A 15975-nucleotide genomic window follows, 5' to 3' on the forward strand; every position below is an offset into this window, starting at 1 on the left:
CAGGACGGCTCTTAAAGGAATGTCGAACGACGCTCAGCCTAGCCTGTGCGGTCGGCGGCCAGCGATTTCCAGGCGCTCAGGCCAGGTCGATCAACACCTTCCCGGTCACGCCGCTCTCGACGGCGTCGTGGGCGGCCGCGGCCTGGTCGAGGCTGTAGTGGTGCAGCGGGACGCCGTGTTCGGCACCCACGCCGATGGCACCTGCGGCGAGCGCCGCCGTGATGTCCTCGACGGCTGCCGCCAGCAGCTCCTTGGCCACGCCGTAGAGCAGCACGAACTGGTAGCGCAGGTTGAGCGAGAACGTCGCTCGCACAGGGAGGGTCAGCTCGTCGCCGCCGTTGTTGGCGTAGATCGCGATCGTGCCGCCGTTGCGGATCACCGCTCGGTCGAGATCGTTGTTGGTCGCGGGCGCAACCTCGACCACCAGGTCCACCCCGTCAGGAGCGAGTTCACGGATCAGCGACTCAGTGTCGTCCTCGCGGTAGTTGACGACGTGATCGGCGCCGGCCGCCGTAGCCAGCGCGGCCTTCTCGGCGCTGCTCACCGTGGTGATCACCATCGCTCCCGCCCAATGGGCGAGCTGGATCGCGGCGTTGCCGACCGCCCCGGCCCCACCCTGCACCAGCACGGTCCGCCCGGCCAGCGTTCCTGGTGCCAGCCGGTCCGCCTCGGGGCCACTGGTCAGGGCGCGGTGCGCGGTGATGGCAGGCACCCCGAGCGAGGCCCCCAGGTCGAAGGAGGCGGCCGCGGGCAGCGGGACCGCCTTGTGCAGCGGGACGACGACGTACTCGGCGGCCGTGCCATGGGCCGACCCGTGCTGGGCCATGTGCACCCAGACCCGATCGCCGACCGCGACGCCGGACACCCCCGGCCCGAGAGCGTCGATCGTCCCGGCACCGTCCTGTCCCGGCGTGATCTCCTCGTACGGCGAAGCCCCGTAGGTGCCGCCTGCGCGCTGCTTCCAGTCGGTCGGGTTCACCCCGGACCGCACCACCCGCACCCGCACCTGACCGGCGCCCGGCTCGGGCAGGTCGCGCTCGACCAGGCGGAGGACGGAGGAGGGACCGGGCTCGGAGTAGACGACAGCGCGCATGCCTCGACGTTACCCACCAGCCTCACTGCAGCGCTGCCGTCACCCCTTCAGACCGAGATCGACATAGGCGTCGCCGTGGCCGAAGAGGTCGCTGACCTTGAGCTTGGCGCCTGCCACCTTGCCTGGCGGCACGTCGAAGACCAGCACGCCCGTCTTGGGCAGCTCGGGCTGCATGTCCTCCAGGATCAGCGGCTTGTCAGAGAAGATCGAGCCGTCGTCGTCCGTCGCATACTCCTTGCCGTCGGCGGTGATGAGCTTGGCTGCCGACTCGCTGAAGGTCTTGGTCTCGTCCTTCATGTTCTCGATCGTCAGCGTCACGACCACGAAGATGCCGTCGGCCTTGGCGCCATAGTCTCCACCCACGCTCGAGGCGGTGGCGGCCTTCTTGACGGTGTAGCGCGTGCCGGCCAGCTCGACGGTCTCCCCGACCGCGATCGGCTTGTCCTTGGTCCCTGCGGTGTCGTCGTGCTTCGTCGCTCCGCCGCCCGAGCCCCCGGCACTCCCGGTCGTGGACGCACCGCCCGCATCCCCGACCTTCTTCGGCCCGTCCGAGCCGCCGGTGCTCGCCGCGGCGATGGCGATGACCACGACGACGACCGTGAGCAGCCACCAGCGCTTCTTGCGATACCAGGGGCGGGTGGCCTTCGCGTAGGCCCTCGCTGCCTTCGCGGCGGCCTTGGGATTCGCGGTGGGCTCAAAGCCCGGAGCGGGCTCGGTCATGGTGGGTTCCTTTTCCTCGAAGCGCTCTACTCGAGCGCGGCAGGAGGAACTCTAACGCACACATAAGACCTACGCTCAATCTTTTATGTGTTTTCCATGCATACGTGGAATGCTCGCGTTGTCGACCATCGGAACACCTTCCACCATCACTCCCTGCGATAAAACACAGAGCCTGCCGGTATCAGCACACTGGTGTTCTGGTGACCGACACCAGATGTCGAGAGGCTAGTGCGGCCATGGCCTCTCCCACATCTAACCTCCTCGAACAGATCGGCTCGAACCTCCGCGCGGAGCGCGTTCGCCGACACCTCACCCAGGACGCCGTCGCCCGCCGCAGCGGTCTCGGCGTGACCCAGATCGCTCGGATGGAGCGGGGTGAGACCGACAGCGGCATCTCGAAGTACCTTCGCCTCTCCGCGGCGATCGGCATCGACCCGAACGAGCTGTTCCACGACATCCGCGTCGACCTGATCTGGCCGGCCTGAGACAACACCCCGACGTACGTCGGATGCGAACGAGCGCCCGGGCGATCCGCCCGGGCGCTCGTGCTTCGTCTGGAGCTGTGTGGTGCTGCGGCAACGCCTGCCGATCAGGCCAGGCTCGCCTTGTCGCGCTGGATGGCACCGAGCACGCCGTTGACGTAGGTCGGCGACTCGTCGGTGGACAGATCGCGGACCAGCTCGACCGCCTCGCTCAGGGCGACGTGCTCGGGAACGTCGTCGGCGAAGAGCAGCTCCCACGCGCCCAGGCGCAGCACGTTGCGGTCCACGGCCGGCATCCGGTCGAGGGTCCAGCCCTGCGCGTAGCGACCGAGGATCTCGTCGATGGCCGCCTGCTTGGCCACCACGCCCTCGACGAGCGTGGCGGTGTAGGGGTTGTTGAGCTCACCATCGGCGACCTGCGCGGCGAGCAGATCGGTGGCCGAGGTGCCCTGCGCCTCGGCCGCGAACAGAAGGTCGAGAGCGCGCTTGCGTGCCTTGGAGCGTGCGGACAAGGTCAGCTCTTGACGCGGCTGAGGTAGGAGCCACCCTCGCGGGTGTCGACCTTGATCTTCTCGCCGTTCTCGATGAACAGCGGGACCTGGATCTCGGCACCGGTCTCCACGGTGGCCGGCTTGGTGCGGCCGGTGGCCGAATCGCCGACGACGCCCGGCTCGGTGTAGGTGATGGTCAGCTCGACCGACGGCGGGAGCTCGATGAACAGGACCCGGCCGTTGTTGGTGGCCACGATCACCTCGGCGTTCTCCAGGAGGAAGTTCGCGGCGTCGCCGATGATCTCCGGCGTGACCTCGATCTGCTCGTAGTCCTGGACGTCCATGAAGACGTAGTTGGTGCCGTCGTTGTACAGGTACTGGAAGGTGCGGCGGTCGACGGTCTCGACCTCGACCTTGGTACCGGCGTTGAACGTCTTGTCGACGTTCTTGCCCGACTCGACGTTCTTCAGCTTGGTGCGGACGAACGCGGGGCCCTTGCCCGGCTTCACGTGCTGGAACTCGACCACCTGCCAGAGCTGGCGGTCGATGTTGAGAACCATGCCGTTCTTCAGGTCGTTCGTGGTTGCCATGTCGTGCGCGCCAGCCTTCGTTTCAGATGCAGGTTGTCAAAGAGTTCGTGCGGGCCCGGGCGCGAGCGCCAGGCACAGCGGCCGAGTCTATCGTCGGGCCACCGAGTGGGGAAAACCACGTCGTGGCGAATGCTTCAGCGCCTTGAACCGATCCGGTGCCGGGCCTCGTGTCAGAAGGGACAGCGACACCGCACCCCGGCGTCACCCGACTCGAAAGGAGCTCCCATGCATCACCCGATGAAGGCCAGTCTCGCGATCGCCGCCGCATTGTCGGCACTCGTGCTCGCGGGAGTCGGCGCAGCGTACGCCGGCGATTCCGCGCCCGGCGACGATCACGGCACCGATGCAGCAGCTGCCGTGACGACGGTGCACCAGCACCGCGACCACGGTCACGAGCGGTACCACGCGCGGCACGAGCACCACCATCACGGGCATCACCACGGACACCACCACGGGGGCCACGGGCACCACGGGGAGAGCGAGCCCGGGGACCGCTAGGACCGGCTCCCCAACGGGCACGGCCGAGATCCCCGGTCAGGCGACGATGAAACGATCGGGGGCTCGACCCGCCCGTGTCACAGACGTCTCGATCGTCCGCCGTGCGCGCACGCCGGGCCAGACCGCGGCGAGAATCTCGACGGCCGCGACGAGCTCGGCCTCCGGGCGTGCGTAGGGGATTCTGACGAACCGCTCGAGGCCGCCGTCGACGCCGAAGATCGGCCCTGGCGCGATGGCGAGGCCAGCATGCTCCGCGGCGGCGACGAGACTCGAGGCGGCCGGCACCGGCAGCCGGCACCACAGGCACAGGCCGCCTGCCGGCACCCGGAACTCCCACTCCGGCAGCCGCTCGCTCAGCGCCGCGACCAGGGCGGCGCGCTGGGTCCGGAGTCGCTGGAGGTGCGCCGCGCGCAACGCCGCCGGGTCGTCGAGCAGGTGCAGCAGGGCAAGCTGCTCGATCAGCGGTGAGCCGAGGTCGACGGAGAGCCGAGAGCCGACGATCCGCGCCATGCTCGGACCGTCGGGCGCCCGCAGCCAGCCGAGCCGGAGGCCGCCCCAGAGCATTTTCGACGCGCTGCCGATCGTGACCGCACCGGGCGCGAAGCACGCGAACGGCGGCGGCATCTCCTGACCGTCGAGGGCCAGCCCCTGGTGTGCCTCGTCCACGATCGCGACGGTGCCGGCCCGGGTCAGCGCCGTACCGAACCGCTCGCGCTCAGGACCCGACATGACGAGCCCGGTGGGATTCTGGAAGTCGGGCATGAGGTACGCCGAGGCCGGGCGCGTCTGCCGCACGGTGGCGACCATGCCGTCCAGGTCCCAGCCGTCCGGCTCCACCGGGACCGGCACCAGCCGCCCGCCGGCGCGCCGCAGCGCCTCGGCGCCGTTCGGGTAGGTGGGGGTCTCCACAAGCACGCGGTCGCCGCCGCCGACCAGCGCCTGCGCTGCGATGGCCGCGGCAGCCAGGGCACCCGAGGTGACCATGATCTGCTCGGGCCGGGTCGGCAGTCCACGGGCGTCGTACGTCGCGGCGATCGCCGCCTGCAGCGCGGGCAGACCGACCGGGAAGTAGCCGTGGCCGCCGAGGTAGGCCGGAAGCTCGGCGGCCGCGGCCGCATAGGCCTCAGCGATGCCGGGCGGCGCGGTGGCCGCCGCGCAGGTCAGGTCGATCAGACCGGCGTGCGGCGAAGGCGTGAGCGCCTGGTCGTGCGCCCTGGAGCGGCCACCGGGCACCCGGGTGAAGGTGCCGGCGCCCCGCGCGGCGACCGCGAAGCCGCTCTCCACCAACAACGCGTACGCGCGGGTCACGGTCGTGCGTGAGACGCCCAGCTCGCCGGACAGGTCGCGCTCGCTCGGCAGCCGGACGTCAAGCGCGATGCGGCCGTCGCCGATGAGGACGGTCAGCGCATCGGCGAGGCCGACGTAGGCCGGGGTGCGCTCGAAGGCGCCGAGCAGCTCGACGAGTCGGCGGGGCGAAATGGACCGGTGCATGCAGTCCACCTTCTCACGATTGGATATTTCTCAACAGTCCAATCTCATCGATGCTTGTGTCATGACCACGCTCGCCGACCTCGGTCCGCTCGCTCAGCTGCGAGCAGGCCGACTCCCCCGCCGTCTCACCCAGCTCTTCGTCGGGCTCTGGCTCTACGGCGTCTCGCTGGGCCTCATGGTCCGCGGGAACGACGGCGTGGCGCCGTGGGACGTGCTGCACCTCGGCATCGTCAAGCACACCGGTCTCGACCTCGGCACCGTGCTGGTCGTGATGTCCTTCGTCGTCCTGCTGCTCTGGATCCCGCTGCGTGAGAAGCCCGGCATCGGCACCATCGCCAACGCACTGCTCATCGGCCCCAGCACCGACGTCACGCTGGCCCTGGTGCACCGCCCCGACGGCCAGGTCGCGCGAGTGCCGCTGATGCTCGCCGGCATCGCGCTCTGCGCCCTGGCGACCGCGATGTACATCGGGGCTCAGTTCGGCCGCGGTCCGCGCGACGGCCTCATGACCGGACTGGTCCGGCATACGGGCCTCTCGATCCGGCTGATCCGCACCGCCCTGGAGATCTCGGTCGTCCTGGTCGGCCTGCTCCTCGGCGGCCCGCTCGGCGTCGGCACGGTCGTCTTCGCCCTGGTCATCGGCCCCCTCACCCAGCGTTGGCTTCCGGCTTGGATCGTCCGACTCGACGCCCCCACCCCACGTACGACGACGGTCGCACCCGAGCCCGCCGTCACAGCCACGATGACCGCCGACTGCTGACTGCCGACCGGCGGACGAGGGACCGCTGACAGAGGCGCGGCCGAACGACGGCTGAGTGCCGCGCGGGCGGCCGACGGGGGCCGCCAGGGGCGCTGCCGGACGACGCGCCGGCGAGGAACGAGCCGCGCGCGGCGGTAGGCCTGCCCCCAGGCGTCCGTCGGCCACCCGGGCCGCACACCACCCAGCGTCCGCAGCCGACAAGCTCAACGAGCGATGATCCCCAACGCCTCGCGATAACCCTCGACACCCAGCCCCTTGACCACTTCCACCGCGTGCGGCCGCACCAGCGAGAAGTGCCGCCACTCCTCCGGCCGCGCCTCGGGGTCGGAGAGGTGGACCTCGACCAGCGGCGCCTCCAGCTGCGCGCACGCGTCGTAGATCGCGTAGGAGTAGTGGGTCCAGGCGGCTGCGTTGAGCACTACCGGGGTGTGCTCGTCCGCGGCGGCGTTCAGCCAATCGACCATCTCACCCTCGTGATTGGTCTGACGGACCTCGACCTCGAGACCGAGATCGCGGCCCCACTCGACACAGAGTGCCACCAGCTGGGCGTAGGTGGTGCGGCCGTAGATCTCCGGCTGACGCTTGCCGAGCCGACCCAGGTTGGGTCCGTTCAGGACCAGGACCCTCACGCCAGCGCCTCGAACGCGTCGCGGAGCAGCTGATCGTCAGGCCCGGCCAGGATGGTCGGGTCGGCCAGGCCCCGCAGCACCAGGAACCGCAGCACCGAGCCGCGAGCCTTCTTGTCCACCCGCATCGCACCGATCAGGTCGTCGAAGGAAGCGGAGTAGTCACCCCAGGGGTACGTCGTGGGCAGGCCCGCCTTCGCGAAGGCAGAGCGGTGCCGAGCCAGCAGGTCGGCGTCGATGAGGCCGGATCGGGCCGCGATCTCCGCGGCGTACACGCACCCGACTGCGACAGCCTCGCCGTGCCGCATCGCGTATCCGGAGTGCTTCTCGATCGCGTGCCCGAGGGTGTGGCCGTAGTTGAGCACCTCGCGGCCCGGGTGCCCGTCGCGACCGCCGGTCTCGCGCAGGTCTCCGGCGACAACCTCCGCCTTGACCCGCACGGCGCGCTCCACCAACTCGGCCAGCTCCGGCGATTCGGCCGCCAGGGCCGACGACCGCTCGACGATCGCCAGGATCTCGGGGTCGGCGATGAACCCGCACTTGACGACCTCACCTAGCCCGGCTGTCAGCTCCGCAGCCGGCAGCGTCTCGAGCAGTGCCAGGTCGCACAGCACGCCGGCCGGCTCGTGGAAGGCGCCGACCAGGTTCTTCCCCGCCGCGGTGTTGATGCCGGTCTTCCCGCCCACTGCGGCATCGACCATCGCCAGCAGCGTCGTCGGGACGTGCACCACCCGGACGCCGCGCAGCCACGATGCCGCGACGAAGCCGCCGAGGTCGGTGGTTGCGCCACCACCGAACGTCACCACCGCGTCGGAGCGGGTGAAGCCCTTCTCCCCCAGCGCCTCCCAGCAGTCGTTGGCGACGGGTGCTGTCTTGGCGTTCTCGCCGTCGGGTAGGCCCAGGGCGAGCACCTCATAGTGCTCGACGAGGACGTCCACGATCGGCTCGGCGAGCTGGCCCAACTCGCCCGCGTAGAGCAGTGCGACCCGTTGCACGCCCTCGCCGAGCATGCCCGGCAGCCGGTCGGCCAGGTGGCGGCCGATGACGACGTCGTACGACGTGCCGACGCGGATGGTGGTCGCGCTCATCGACCCACTCCCCGAAGTTGGCACCGCGCTCCGTGCGCCGATGAGGCACCCACGCCACGGTGGTGGGTGGCGGGCTCGCTGCGCTCGTTCACTGCTGTTCCTCCAGACGGGTGGCGATCTCGGCGGCGATGTCGGCCGGAGTGCGACCGTCGGTCTCGACCACCAGGACGGCCACCGACTCATAGACGGGGGTGCGCTCCTCCAGGAGCGTCTTGATCCGGCTGCGGACGTTGCCCAGCAGCAGCGGGCGCCCTTGACCGAGACCGACCCGCTTGGCGGCGTCGGCCAGGCCGACGTGCAGGAAGACCACCGGCTGGCCGGCCAGGGCCGCCCGGGTGTCCGGGTCGAGGACGGCTCCGCCACCCAGCGAGAGCACACCGTCGTGCTCGGCCAGCGCGTCGACCACGGCCCTCTTCTCCAGCGCCCGGAAGGCGGCCTCGCCTTCGTCGACGAAGAGGTCCTGCACGGACTTGCCGACGATCGCCTCGACATCGGCATCGGTGTCGCGCACGACCACGCCCCACCGCTCGGCCAGAATCCTGCCGACGGTGGTCTTCCCGGCGCCCATGGGGCCTACCAGGACAGCGCGTGGGCCACCCATCACCGGTAGCGGATGTTGGCCAGGTAGGACTCGGCGTTGCGCTTGGTCTCCGCGACCGAGTCGCCGCCGAACTTCTCCAGCACCGCGTCAGCCAGCACCAGCGCGACCATGGCCTCGGCGACGATCCCCGCTGCCGGTACGGCGCAGACGTCGCTGCGCTGGTGATGTGCAACGGCCTCCTCGCCGGTGGCCACGTCGATGGTGCGCAGGGCCCGCGGCACGGTCGCGATCGGCTTCATCGCGGCCCGGACCCGGAGCACCTCGCCGGTCGTCATGCCCCCCTCGGTGCCACCGGAGCGACCCGATGCTCGGCGGATGCCGGCCTCGGTCGCGAGGATCTCGTCGTGGGCCTGGCTGCCAGGGGTGGCGGCGAGCTCGAAACCGTCGCCGACCTCGACACCCTTGATCGCCTGGATGCCCATCAGCGCGCCGGCGAGGCGCGCGTCGAGGCGGCGGTCCCAGTGCACGTGCGAGCCGAGGCCCGGGGGCAGGCCGTAGACGACGACCTCGACGACACCGCCGAGGGTGTCGCCGTCCTTGTGGGCCTGGTCGATGCGCTCGACCATCAGCTTGGAGCTGTCGGCGTCGAAGCAGCGCACCGGGTCCTCGTCGAGACCGGCGACGTCGTCGGGGGCAGGCAGCTCGGCGCCGGTGGTGCGCACGCCGCCGAGCTCGATGACGTGGCTGAGGATGCGGGCTCCGACGGTCTGCTCGAGGAACGCGCTGGCGACGGCGCCGAGGGCGACCCGGGCCGCTGTCTCGCGGGCCGAGGCACGCTCCAGGATCGGGCGGGCGTCCTCGAAGTCATACTTCTGCATGCCCGCCAGGTCGGCGTGCCCGGGGCGCGGGCGGGTGAGCGGCGCGTTGCGCGCCTGCTTCTCGAGGATCTCGGGGTCGACCGGATCGGCCGACATCACGGTCTCCCACTTGGGCCACTCGGTGTTGCCGACCTCGACGGCGACCGGGCCGCCCTGGCTCTCGCCGTGTCGGACGCCGCCGACGATGGTGACCGCGTCGCGCTCGAACTTCATCCGAGCGCCGCGGCCGTAGCCGAGACGACGACGCGCCAACGCGTCGCCGATCTGCTCGGAGGTGATCCGGACATGGGCAGGGAGACCCTCCAGGATCGCGACCAGGGAAGGGCCGTGGGACTCGCCCGCGGTGAGCCAGCGCAACATGGGCCCAATCCTCCCACGGGCCTCAGGCCAGCAGGTGCACGGATCCGCCGAGTAGGACGCCGAGCACGGTGCCGCCGATCATGAACGGACCGAACGGGTAGGCCTTCCGCAGCGTCGCGCGGTCACGCCGCACGACGGTCAGGGTGAGCCCGAAGATGCCGAACAGCACCAGACCGCCGTACAGGCCGAGCAGCCACTGGTTCCAGCCGAGCCGACCCAGCACGAGGCCCAGCAGCGCCGCGAGCCGGACGTCGCCGAAACCCATCCCGGCCCTGCGGATGAACCACAGCACCCAGAAGACCGATCGGGCCACCACCATCGCCACCAGCGTGCGGACCAGCACGTCGGTGTCCCGGGTGACGAGCCACTCCACCAGCGTCAGCCCGATCAGCACGGCCGTCACCGGCAGCACGACCACGCGCGGCAACAGCCGGGTGCGCCAGTCCACCACCGCGAGCAGGATCAGCACCGGCATCAGCAGCGCGATCACCCAGGTGTACGGGTGATCGCCCAGGCGCAGCCCGACGGCGAGGTTGACGACCACGCCGACGAGTGCCGACCAGAGCGCCAGCCCGGGCAGTGCCCCGACCTGCACGTAGCTCTCCCTGGGGCCTTCGGCCCGCAGCATCCGCTCCAGTGGGGTGTCGTCGGCCGGCGAGTCGGGCAGCAGCTCCGGGGGCGGCTCCGGCAGAGCACGGATCCCGGCCGGTACGGCGAGGGCGAGCAGCCCCACCATGCCGACCAACCAGGTCATCCAGGTCATACCGAGGCGTCGACCGGCGTCAGACCGAGCGCTGCCTCTCCGGCGGCTCGCATCGCTGCCAGTGGTGCCGGCTGGGAGGTGAACAGCTCGAACTGCAGCACCGCCTGGTGCACCAGGAGGTCGAGTCCGTTGACGACCGTGCCGGTGGCGGCGGCCACCAGCGGCGATGGCCACGGGTCGTAGACGACCTCGAAGAGCAGCGGCACGTCGCGCCAGGCCGCGACCAGCGGGGCGATCTGGGCAGCGACCGGGATGGTGGTGACCAGTGCATCGACCTCTGGCCGAGCCTCCAGCGGCTCGATCCTCACCTCGGGGCGACTCGGATGTCCCGCGATCACCGCACGGGCCTCCTCGGCCCGGACGGCATCGCGTGCCAGCACGGTGACCGAGCGTGCACCGAGCTCGACCAGAGCCAGCCCGGTCGAGCCCGCCGTCGCACCTGCTCCCAGCACGGCGCAGCTGTGGATGGGGGCGTCGTACTTCTCCCGTACGGCGGCGACCGCCCCCGGGTAGTCGGTGTTGTCGCCGGCCCAGCCGTAGGTGGTGCGGACCAGGGTGTTCACACCACCGGCGAACCGGGCGCGGAGGGAGCAGTCCTCCACCAGCGCCAGTGCCTCACGCTTGAGTGGCATGGTCAGTGACAGTCCGCGCCAGGAGTCGTCGAGCGTGGCCAGGAACTGCGGCAGATGACCCGTGCGCACCTGGTGGGGCTCGTAGGTCCAGCTCAACCCGAGCGCGTCGTACCCGGCCCGATGCAGCACCGGCGAGAGCGAGTGCCCGATCGGGTCGCCCAGCACGGCGCAGCGCATCCCGGCGCCCATCAGCAGGCGTCCGAGGTCTTGCAGTAGTCCCGGAACTTCTGGGTCGCCGCTTCGTGCTCGGCGAGCGTGGTGGAGAAGATCGTCTCGCCGGTCTTCAGGTTGACCACCACCCAGTAGAGCCACGGGCCGGCGGCCGGGTTGAGCGCCGCCTTGAGGGTGGTCTCGCCCGGGTTGCCGATCGGGCCCGGCGGCAGGCCGGTGTGCTGATAGGTGTTGTACGGGGAGGCGTTCTGCCGCTGCTGCGCGGTGGTCCACACCTCGCCGCTCACCTTGTTGGCGTAGGAGACGGTGGCATCCGACTGCAGCGGCATGTTCGCCTTGAGCCGGTTGTAGATGGCACGTGCGACCTTCGGGTAGTCCTCGCTCCGCCTCGCCTCGTACTCCAGGATGCTGGCCACCGTCACCACCTGCTCGGGGGTGAGCCCGACCTTGGCGGCGGCGGTGTCGACGCCGAGCTCCTTGCGCACCTGCGTGCCCTTGTCGACCATCTGCTTGAGCAGCTCCGCGGCGGTCTCGCCGGGCACCACGCTGTAGGTGGCCGGGAAGAGATAGCCCTCAGGGTTGCCCTTCGCCGCGGCCGGCAGCCCCAGCGCGCTGGAGTCCTTGAGGGCGGCGACCAGGTCGGCGCGCTTGATGTCGGTCTTGGCGACGATGCTGGAGACGATCTGGTCCACCCGGGCGCCCTCGGGCACCACCACCACGTTCTGGATCAGGCTCTTCGGATCCACCAGTACGCCGAGGGCATCGGAGGCCTTCATCTGCTTCTTGAGCTGGTAGAAGCCGACCTGGATCCTGCCGGAGTCGGGGTTGGCCTGGGCGGCGTCCACGAACGCGCCCACCGACTGCACGACCCCCGCGCTCTTGAGGTTGCGACCGATGACGGTGGCGCTGTCGCCCTTGTGCACCTCGAACGTCACGCCGCCCGTGCCGGGTCCCGGGTAGTCCGCGGCCGAGCCGCCGAGATGATCCTTGAGCAAGGAGTAGCCCTTCGCGCCGCCCAGCGCGAGCAGCCCCACCACGATTCCCAGCGCGACGAGCGCCGCCAGGCAGCCGGGCAGACTCCTCCCCCGACGCGTACGGCGCGGCCCGGCACGGCGACCGCCGCGCTCGGCGTCGAGCGCCGGTGCGGCGCCGAGGAGGTGGTCGTCCAACGGCTCGTGGTGCTCCCCCGCGTCACGCTCAGCGGCGTAATCGGCGGGGTCCTCGGCCAGATACTCGCCGGGATGATCGTCGAGATGATCGTCGGGGTAGGCAGCAGCGTGCGTCCCGCGCGGGGCCGGCTCGTCGTGCGAGGAGGGCTCCGTCGGCTGGTCGGGGACATCCGGCACATCCGCGGACGCATCGACGGGCTCGTCCTCGGACGGCACGATCGGTACGGCGCGGGTGCCGGTGTCTCCGGCGGCGTACTCGGGGACGTCGCTGTGCTCCGCGTCGGCCCAGCGGTCAGTTCGGCCCTCGGCCGAGCGATCGACCCACGGGTCGCTCAGCGGGTCGCTCAGTGGGTCATTCAGAGGGTCGCCCCGGAACGAGCCGGGCGGCTCCGGTGCGAAGCCGTGACGATCCTGCCCGTCACTCATGCGGGGTGTCTCCTTCGAGCTCGACGATCTCTCCTGGCGCGTCCCCCGAGGCGCGCTCGGTATCCAGTGCGTGCTGCAGGATCAGGACGGCCGCCGCCTGGTCGACGACGGAGCGACGGTCCTGCCCCTTGCGACCGCGATCTCGCAGCATAGCCTCTGCGCTGACAGTGGTCAGCCGCTCGTCGACCAGCCGCACCGGCAACGGCCTGACCTTGCGGGCCAGGCTCGCAGCGAAGACACGTACCTTGGCGGTCGCCGGATTCTCTCCGCCCTTGAGCGAGCGGGGCAGTCCGACCACCACCTCCAGCAGCGTGCTCTCCTCGCCGATCTCGGTGAGGATGGCCTTGATCCGGGCCAGGTCACCGCGACCGCGTTTCACTGTCTCCACCGGCGTGGCGAGGAAGCCGGTCGGGTCGCTTCGGGCGACGCCGATCCGGGTGTCCCCAGGATCGATGCCCAGCCTGACGCCGTGCCTCACGCGGCGCTCACCGGACCAGCGTGGGCACCAGCGAGATCGCCTCGTCGATCTTCGCCACGTCGGTGCCACCGCCCTGGGCCAGATCGTCCTTGCCACCGCCACGGCCGCCGAGCACCGGCGCGAGCGCCTTGACGAAGTCGCCGGCCTTGAGCCCGCGGGCGCGACCGGCCTCGTTGACCGTCGCCACCACCGCGACCTTCTCATCGGCGTCGCCGAGGATCACCACGACCGACGGGCGATCGGCAGGGATGCGGCCGCGCACGTCCATCGCCAGCGTCCGTACGTCGTTGCCACCTGCGCCCGACGCACGCGCGGCGATGACCGCTACGCCATCGACGTCGATGGCCTTCTCGGCGATCGAGCCGGCGTTGGCGAGCAACTGCGCCACCCGGACCTTCTCGATCTCCTTCTCAGCGCTCTTGAGCCGCTCGACCAGGTCGCCGACGCGGTCGAGCAGGCCGTCGGGCTGGGTCTTGAGCAGGTCGGTGAGCTGGCCCACGACGTCACGCTCACGAGCGAGGTAGCGGAAGCCCTCGACGCCGGTGAATGCCTCGATGCGACGGTTGCCCGAGCCCACCGACGCCTCACCGGTGACCACGATCGTGCCGATCTGCGAGGAGTGGTCCACGTGGGTGCCACCGCACAGCTCGCGCGACCACGGGCCGCCGATCTCGACGACGCGGACCTTCGAGTCGTCGTAGGTCTCGCCGAAGAGGGCGATCGCGCCCCAGTCCTTGGCCTGCGAGAGCGTCATGTAGTCCCAGGAGACCGGCAGGTCGGCACGCAGCGCGTTGTTGGAGACCTCCTCGATCTCCTTGACCTGACCCGGCGTCAGACCCTGCGTCCAGCCGAAGTCGAGGCGCAGGTAGCCGGGGCGGTTGTAGGAGCCCGACTGGAGCGCGGTGGGGCCGAGCACCTCACGCAGGGCCGCGTGCACCACGTGGGTGCCGGAGTGCGCCTGCCGGGCGCCGATGCGCCAGTCCTGGTCGACCTGGGCGTGGAAGTGCTTCGCGGCGGGCGTGAGCTCGCCGTCGACGACACGCACCTGGTGGACCACGAGGCCCTTGACCGGGCGCTGCACGTCGACGACCTCGAGCCGGCCGCCGTCGAACTCGATGATCCCGGCGTCCGCGACCTGGCCGCCGGACTCGGCGTAGAACGGGGTGCGGTCGAGGACCAGCTCGCCGATCTCACCGTTGCCGAGCACATCGGTCGGCTTGCCGCCGGAGAGCAGCGCGATCCGTCCGGACTCGGTCTCCAGCGTGGTGTAGGCCTGCCAGTCGGTGGGACCGTTGGTGTCGAGGATGTCGCGGTAGACCGACAGGTCGGCGTGTTGGCCCTTCTTGGCGCGGGCGTCGGCCTTGGCCCGCTCGCGCTGCTCGGTCATCAGCGATCGGAAGCCCTGCTCGTCCACGGTCAGGCCGGCCTCGGCTGCCATCTCGAGGGTGAGGTCGATCGGGAAGCCGTAGGTGTCGTGCAGCTGGAACGCCGTCGCGCCGCTCATCTGCGGTCGCTCTGCCGCCTGACCCGGTCCCTGAGCCTGTCGAAGGGCGCCGGCGGCGAGGTCGAAGATCTGCGTACCGGCCTGGAGGGTCTTGCGGAAAGCGTCCTCCTCGGCATTGGCGACCCGGATGATGCGCTCCCAGTCGCTGTGCAGCTCGGTGTAGGTCTCGCCCATCTTGTCGCGCGAGACAGGCATCAGCTCGGGCAGCGCCGGGTCCTCGTAGCCGAGGAGTCTGACGTTGCGGATCGCACGGCGCAGGAGCCGCCGCAGCACGTAGCCGCGGCCCTCGTTGCCGGGCGTGACGCCGTCGCTGATCAGCATCATCGAGGAGCGGATGTGGTCGGCCACGACGCGGAAGCGCACGTCGTTCGCCGCAGAGTCGGCCCCCCTGGCGCCGTACTTCTTGCCGGTGAGGGCCTCCGCCTTCTCGATCACCGGGAAGACGACATCGGTCTCGTACATGTTGTTCCGGCCCTGCAGCAGGTAGGCGACCCGCTCCAGGCCCATGCCGGTGTCGATGTTCTTCTTGGGCAGCTGGCCGGCGATGTCGAAGTCAGACTTCGACCGTACGGCGGAGAGCTCGTCCTGCATGAAGACGAGGTTCCAGAACTCCAGGTAGCGGTCGCCGGCGTCCCAGTCCCGGTCGGCGCCGTAGGCCGGGCCCCGGTCGATCAGGATCTCCGAGCACGGACCTCCCGGTCCGGGGATGCCCATCGACCAGTAGTTCTCCTTCGGGGGCAGCCGGACGATGCGGTCGTCGGGCAGGCCCGTCACCTTGCGCCAGATGGAGACCGCCTCCTCGTCTCCGTCGAGGACGCTCGGGTAGAGCACCGCCTCATCGAAGCCGAAGCCGCCGTCCGCGATCGCCTTGGTGATCAGCTCCCAGGCGAGCGTGATGGCGCCTTCCTTGAAGTAGTCACCGAAGGAGAAGTTGCCACACATCTCGAAGAACGTGCCGTGCCGGGTGGTCTTGCCGACCTCTTCGATGTCGGGCGTGCGAATGCACTTCTGCACCGAGGTGGCGCGCGGGAAGGGCGGTGTGGCCTGGCCCAGGAAGTAGGGCTTGAAGGGCACCATGCCGGCGTTGACGAACAGCAGGTTGGGGTCGTCGAGCAGCAGCGACGCCGACGGTACGGCGGTGTGCGGCAGGGCCGGATTGTCGGCGAAGTGGCTGGTGAACCGGCGGCGGATCTCCGCCGTGCTCAGCCAGGTGT

17 protein-coding genes are annotated in these 15975 nt (G+C 70.3%); 3 read left to right on the top strand and 14 right to left on the bottom strand.

Annotation, left to right across the window (positions count from 1 at the left end; genetic code table 11):
* Window positions 1–76: 76 nt before the first annotated feature.
* Both H036_RS0104510 and H036_RS0104515 read right to left on the bottom strand, forming a co-directional pair.
* Window positions 77–1093, bottom strand: coding sequence for an NADPH:quinone reductase (locus H036_RS0104510; protein WP_017933587.1), 1017 nt, complete (start codon window positions 1091–1093; stop codon window positions 77–79).
* Window positions 1094–1132: 39 nt separating this feature from the next.
* A complete protein-coding gene (locus H036_RS0104515) occupies window positions 1133–1813 on the bottom strand; it encodes a DUF4352 domain-containing protein (RefSeq protein WP_017933588.1) in 681 nt (226 codons plus the stop codon).
* 236 nt (window positions 1814–2049) lie between these two features.
* Here H036_RS0104515 and H036_RS21780 point away from each other — a divergent pair, with 236 nt between their 5' ends.
* The gene (locus tag H036_RS21780) at window positions 2050–2298 is read left to right on the top strand and encodes a helix-turn-helix domain-containing protein (RefSeq protein ID WP_017933589.1); all 249 of its coding nucleotides are present in this window, start codon (window positions 2050–2052) and stop codon (window positions 2296–2298) included.
* Window positions 2299–2402: 104 nt separating this feature from the next.
* Here the strand turns inward: H036_RS21780 and nusB are convergent, their stop codons facing one another.
* Window positions 2403–2807: a transcription antitermination factor NusB gene (gene nusB, locus H036_RS0104525; RefSeq protein WP_017933590.1), complete on the bottom strand. Its 405-nt coding sequence runs from the start codon at window positions 2805–2807 to the stop codon at window positions 2403–2405.
* A gap of 2 nt (window positions 2808–2809) precedes the next feature.
* Window positions 2810–3376 (bottom strand): elongation factor P, encoded by a 567-nt coding sequence (gene efp / locus H036_RS0104530; RefSeq protein ID WP_017933591.1) that lies wholly within the window; start codon window positions 3374–3376, stop codon window positions 2810–2812.
* Between the two features lie 225 nt (window positions 3377–3601).
* Between efp and H036_RS0104535 the strand changes: the two genes are divergently transcribed.
* Window positions 3602–3874, top strand: a complete 273-nt coding sequence (locus tag H036_RS0104535) for a hypothetical protein (RefSeq protein ID WP_017933592.1) — start codon at window positions 3602–3604, stop codon at window positions 3872–3874.
* A 36-nt stretch (window positions 3875–3910) separates the two neighbouring features.
* Here the strand turns inward: H036_RS0104535 and yczR are convergent, their stop codons facing one another.
* A complete protein-coding gene (gene yczR, locus H036_RS0104540) occupies window positions 3911–5365 on the bottom strand; it encodes a MocR-like transcription factor YczR (RefSeq protein WP_017933593.1) in 1455 nt (484 codons plus the stop codon).
* Between the two features lie 61 nt (window positions 5366–5426).
* On the opposite strand from yczR, the gene yczE reads away from it, so the two are divergent.
* Entirely contained in the window at window positions 5427–6125 is a 699-nt protein-coding gene (gene yczE, locus H036_RS0104545) for a membrane protein YczE (protein WP_017933594.1), read from the top strand.
* 203 nt (window positions 6126–6328) lie between these two features.
* Here yczE and H036_RS0104550 read toward each other — a convergent pair whose 3' ends face one another.
* The 9 genes from H036_RS0104550 to alaS all read right to left on the bottom strand — a co-directional run bounded on the left by H036_RS0104550 (window position 6329) and on the right by alaS (window position 15967).
* Complete coding sequence (locus H036_RS0104550; RefSeq protein ID WP_017933595.1) at window positions 6329–6754, bottom strand: type II 3-dehydroquinate dehydratase; 426 nt, start codon at window positions 6752–6754, stop codon at window positions 6329–6331.
* Entirely contained in the window at window positions 6751–7839 is a 1089-nt protein-coding gene (gene aroB / locus H036_RS0104555) for a 3-dehydroquinate synthase (protein ID WP_017933596.1), read from the bottom strand. Before aroB ends, H036_RS0104550 begins: the two co-directional genes overlap by 4 nt.
* Before the next feature lie 88 nt (window positions 7840–7927).
* Entirely contained in the window at window positions 7928–8407 is a 480-nt protein-coding gene (locus H036_RS0104560; protein WP_017933597.1) for a shikimate kinase, read from the bottom strand.
* Window positions 8408–8439: 32 nt separating this feature from the next.
* Complete coding sequence (aroC, locus tag H036_RS0104565) at window positions 8440–9618, bottom strand: chorismate synthase (RefSeq protein WP_017933598.1); 1179 nt, start codon at window positions 9616–9618, stop codon at window positions 8440–8442.
* Window positions 9619–9640: 22 nt separating this feature from the next.
* Window positions 9641–10381 carry a prepilin peptidase gene (locus tag H036_RS0104570; protein WP_051068600.1) on the bottom strand — a complete coding sequence of 247 codons (741 nt, stop codon included), beginning with the start codon at window positions 10379–10381 and terminating at the stop codon, window positions 9641–9643.
* Window positions 10378–11202, bottom strand: coding sequence for a shikimate dehydrogenase (locus tag H036_RS0104575; protein ID WP_017933599.1), 825 nt, complete (start codon window positions 11200–11202; stop codon window positions 10378–10380). The genes H036_RS0104570 and H036_RS0104575 overlap by 4 nt, the downstream gene beginning before the upstream one ends.
* Window positions 11202–12779 (bottom strand): endolytic transglycosylase MltG, encoded by a 1578-nt coding sequence (mltG, locus tag H036_RS0104580; protein ID WP_017933600.1) that lies wholly within the window; start codon window positions 12777–12779, stop codon window positions 11202–11204. The genes H036_RS0104575 and mltG overlap by 1 nt, the downstream gene beginning before the upstream one ends.
* Complete coding sequence (gene ruvX, locus H036_RS0104585; RefSeq protein WP_017933601.1) at window positions 12772–13257, bottom strand: Holliday junction resolvase RuvX; 486 nt, start codon at window positions 13255–13257, stop codon at window positions 12772–12774. Before ruvX ends, mltG begins: the two co-directional genes overlap by 8 nt.
* Window positions 13258–13264: 7 nt before the next feature.
* Entirely contained in the window at window positions 13265–15967 is a 2703-nt protein-coding gene (gene alaS / locus H036_RS0104590; protein ID WP_026145785.1) for an alanine--tRNA ligase, read from the bottom strand.
* Window positions 15968–15975 lie beyond the last annotated feature (8 nt).

Origin of the sequence: Nocardioides sp. Iso805N (genome assembly GCF_000364605.1) — a bacterium.
In the GTDB taxonomy this organism is placed as follows: Bacteria; Actinomycetota; Actinomycetes; order Propionibacteriales; family Nocardioidaceae; genus Nocardioides.

What these genes read in the sequence shown, in the direction of transcription:
- H036_RS0104510 (WP_017933587.1), bottom strand. Translation starts at nt 1,093, where the DNA reads ATGCGCGCTGTCGTCTACTCCGAGCCCGGTCCCTCCTCCGTCCTCCGC.
- H036_RS0104515 (WP_017933588.1), bottom strand. Translation starts at nt 1,813, where the DNA reads ATGACCGAGCCCGCTCCGGGCTTTGAGCCCACCGCGAATCCCAAGGCC.
- H036_RS21780 (WP_017933589.1), top strand. Translation starts at nt 2,050, where the DNA reads ATGGCCTCTCCCACATCTAACCTCCTCGAACAGATCGGCTCGAACCTC.
- efp (WP_017933591.1), bottom strand. Translation starts at nt 3,376, where the DNA reads ATGGCAACCACGAACGACCTGAAGAACGGCATGGTTCTCAACATCGAC.
- H036_RS0104535 (WP_017933592.1), top strand. Translation starts at nt 3,602, where the DNA reads ATGCATCACCCGATGAAGGCCAGTCTCGCGATCGCCGCCGCATTGTCG.
- yczR (WP_017933593.1), bottom strand. Translation starts at nt 5,365, where the DNA reads ATGCACCGGTCCATTTCGCCCCGCCGACTCGTCGAGCTGCTCGGCGCC.
- yczE (WP_017933594.1), top strand. Translation starts at nt 5,427, where the DNA reads ATGACCACGCTCGCCGACCTCGGTCCGCTCGCTCAGCTGCGAGCAGGC.
- aroB (WP_017933596.1), bottom strand. Translation starts at nt 7,839, where the DNA reads ATGAGCGCGACCACCATCCGCGTCGGCACGTCGTACGACGTCGTCATC.
- H036_RS0104560 (WP_017933597.1), bottom strand. Translation starts at nt 8,407, where the DNA reads ATGGGCGCCGGGAAGACCACCGTCGGCAGGATTCTGGCCGAGCGGTGG.
- aroC (WP_017933598.1), bottom strand. Translation starts at nt 9,618, where the DNA reads ATGTTGCGCTGGCTCACCGCGGGCGAGTCCCACGGCCCTTCCCTGGTC.
- H036_RS0104570 (WP_051068600.1), bottom strand. Translation starts at nt 10,381, where the DNA reads ATGACCTGGATGACCTGGTTGGTCGGCATGGTGGGGCTGCTCGCCCTC.
- H036_RS0104575 (WP_017933599.1), bottom strand. Translation starts at nt 11,202, where the DNA reads ATGGGCGCCGGGATGCGCTGCGCCGTGCTGGGCGACCCGATCGGGCAC.
- mltG (WP_017933600.1), bottom strand. Translation starts at nt 12,779, where the DNA reads ATGAGTGACGGGCAGGATCGTCACGGCTTCGCACCGGAGCCGCCCGGC.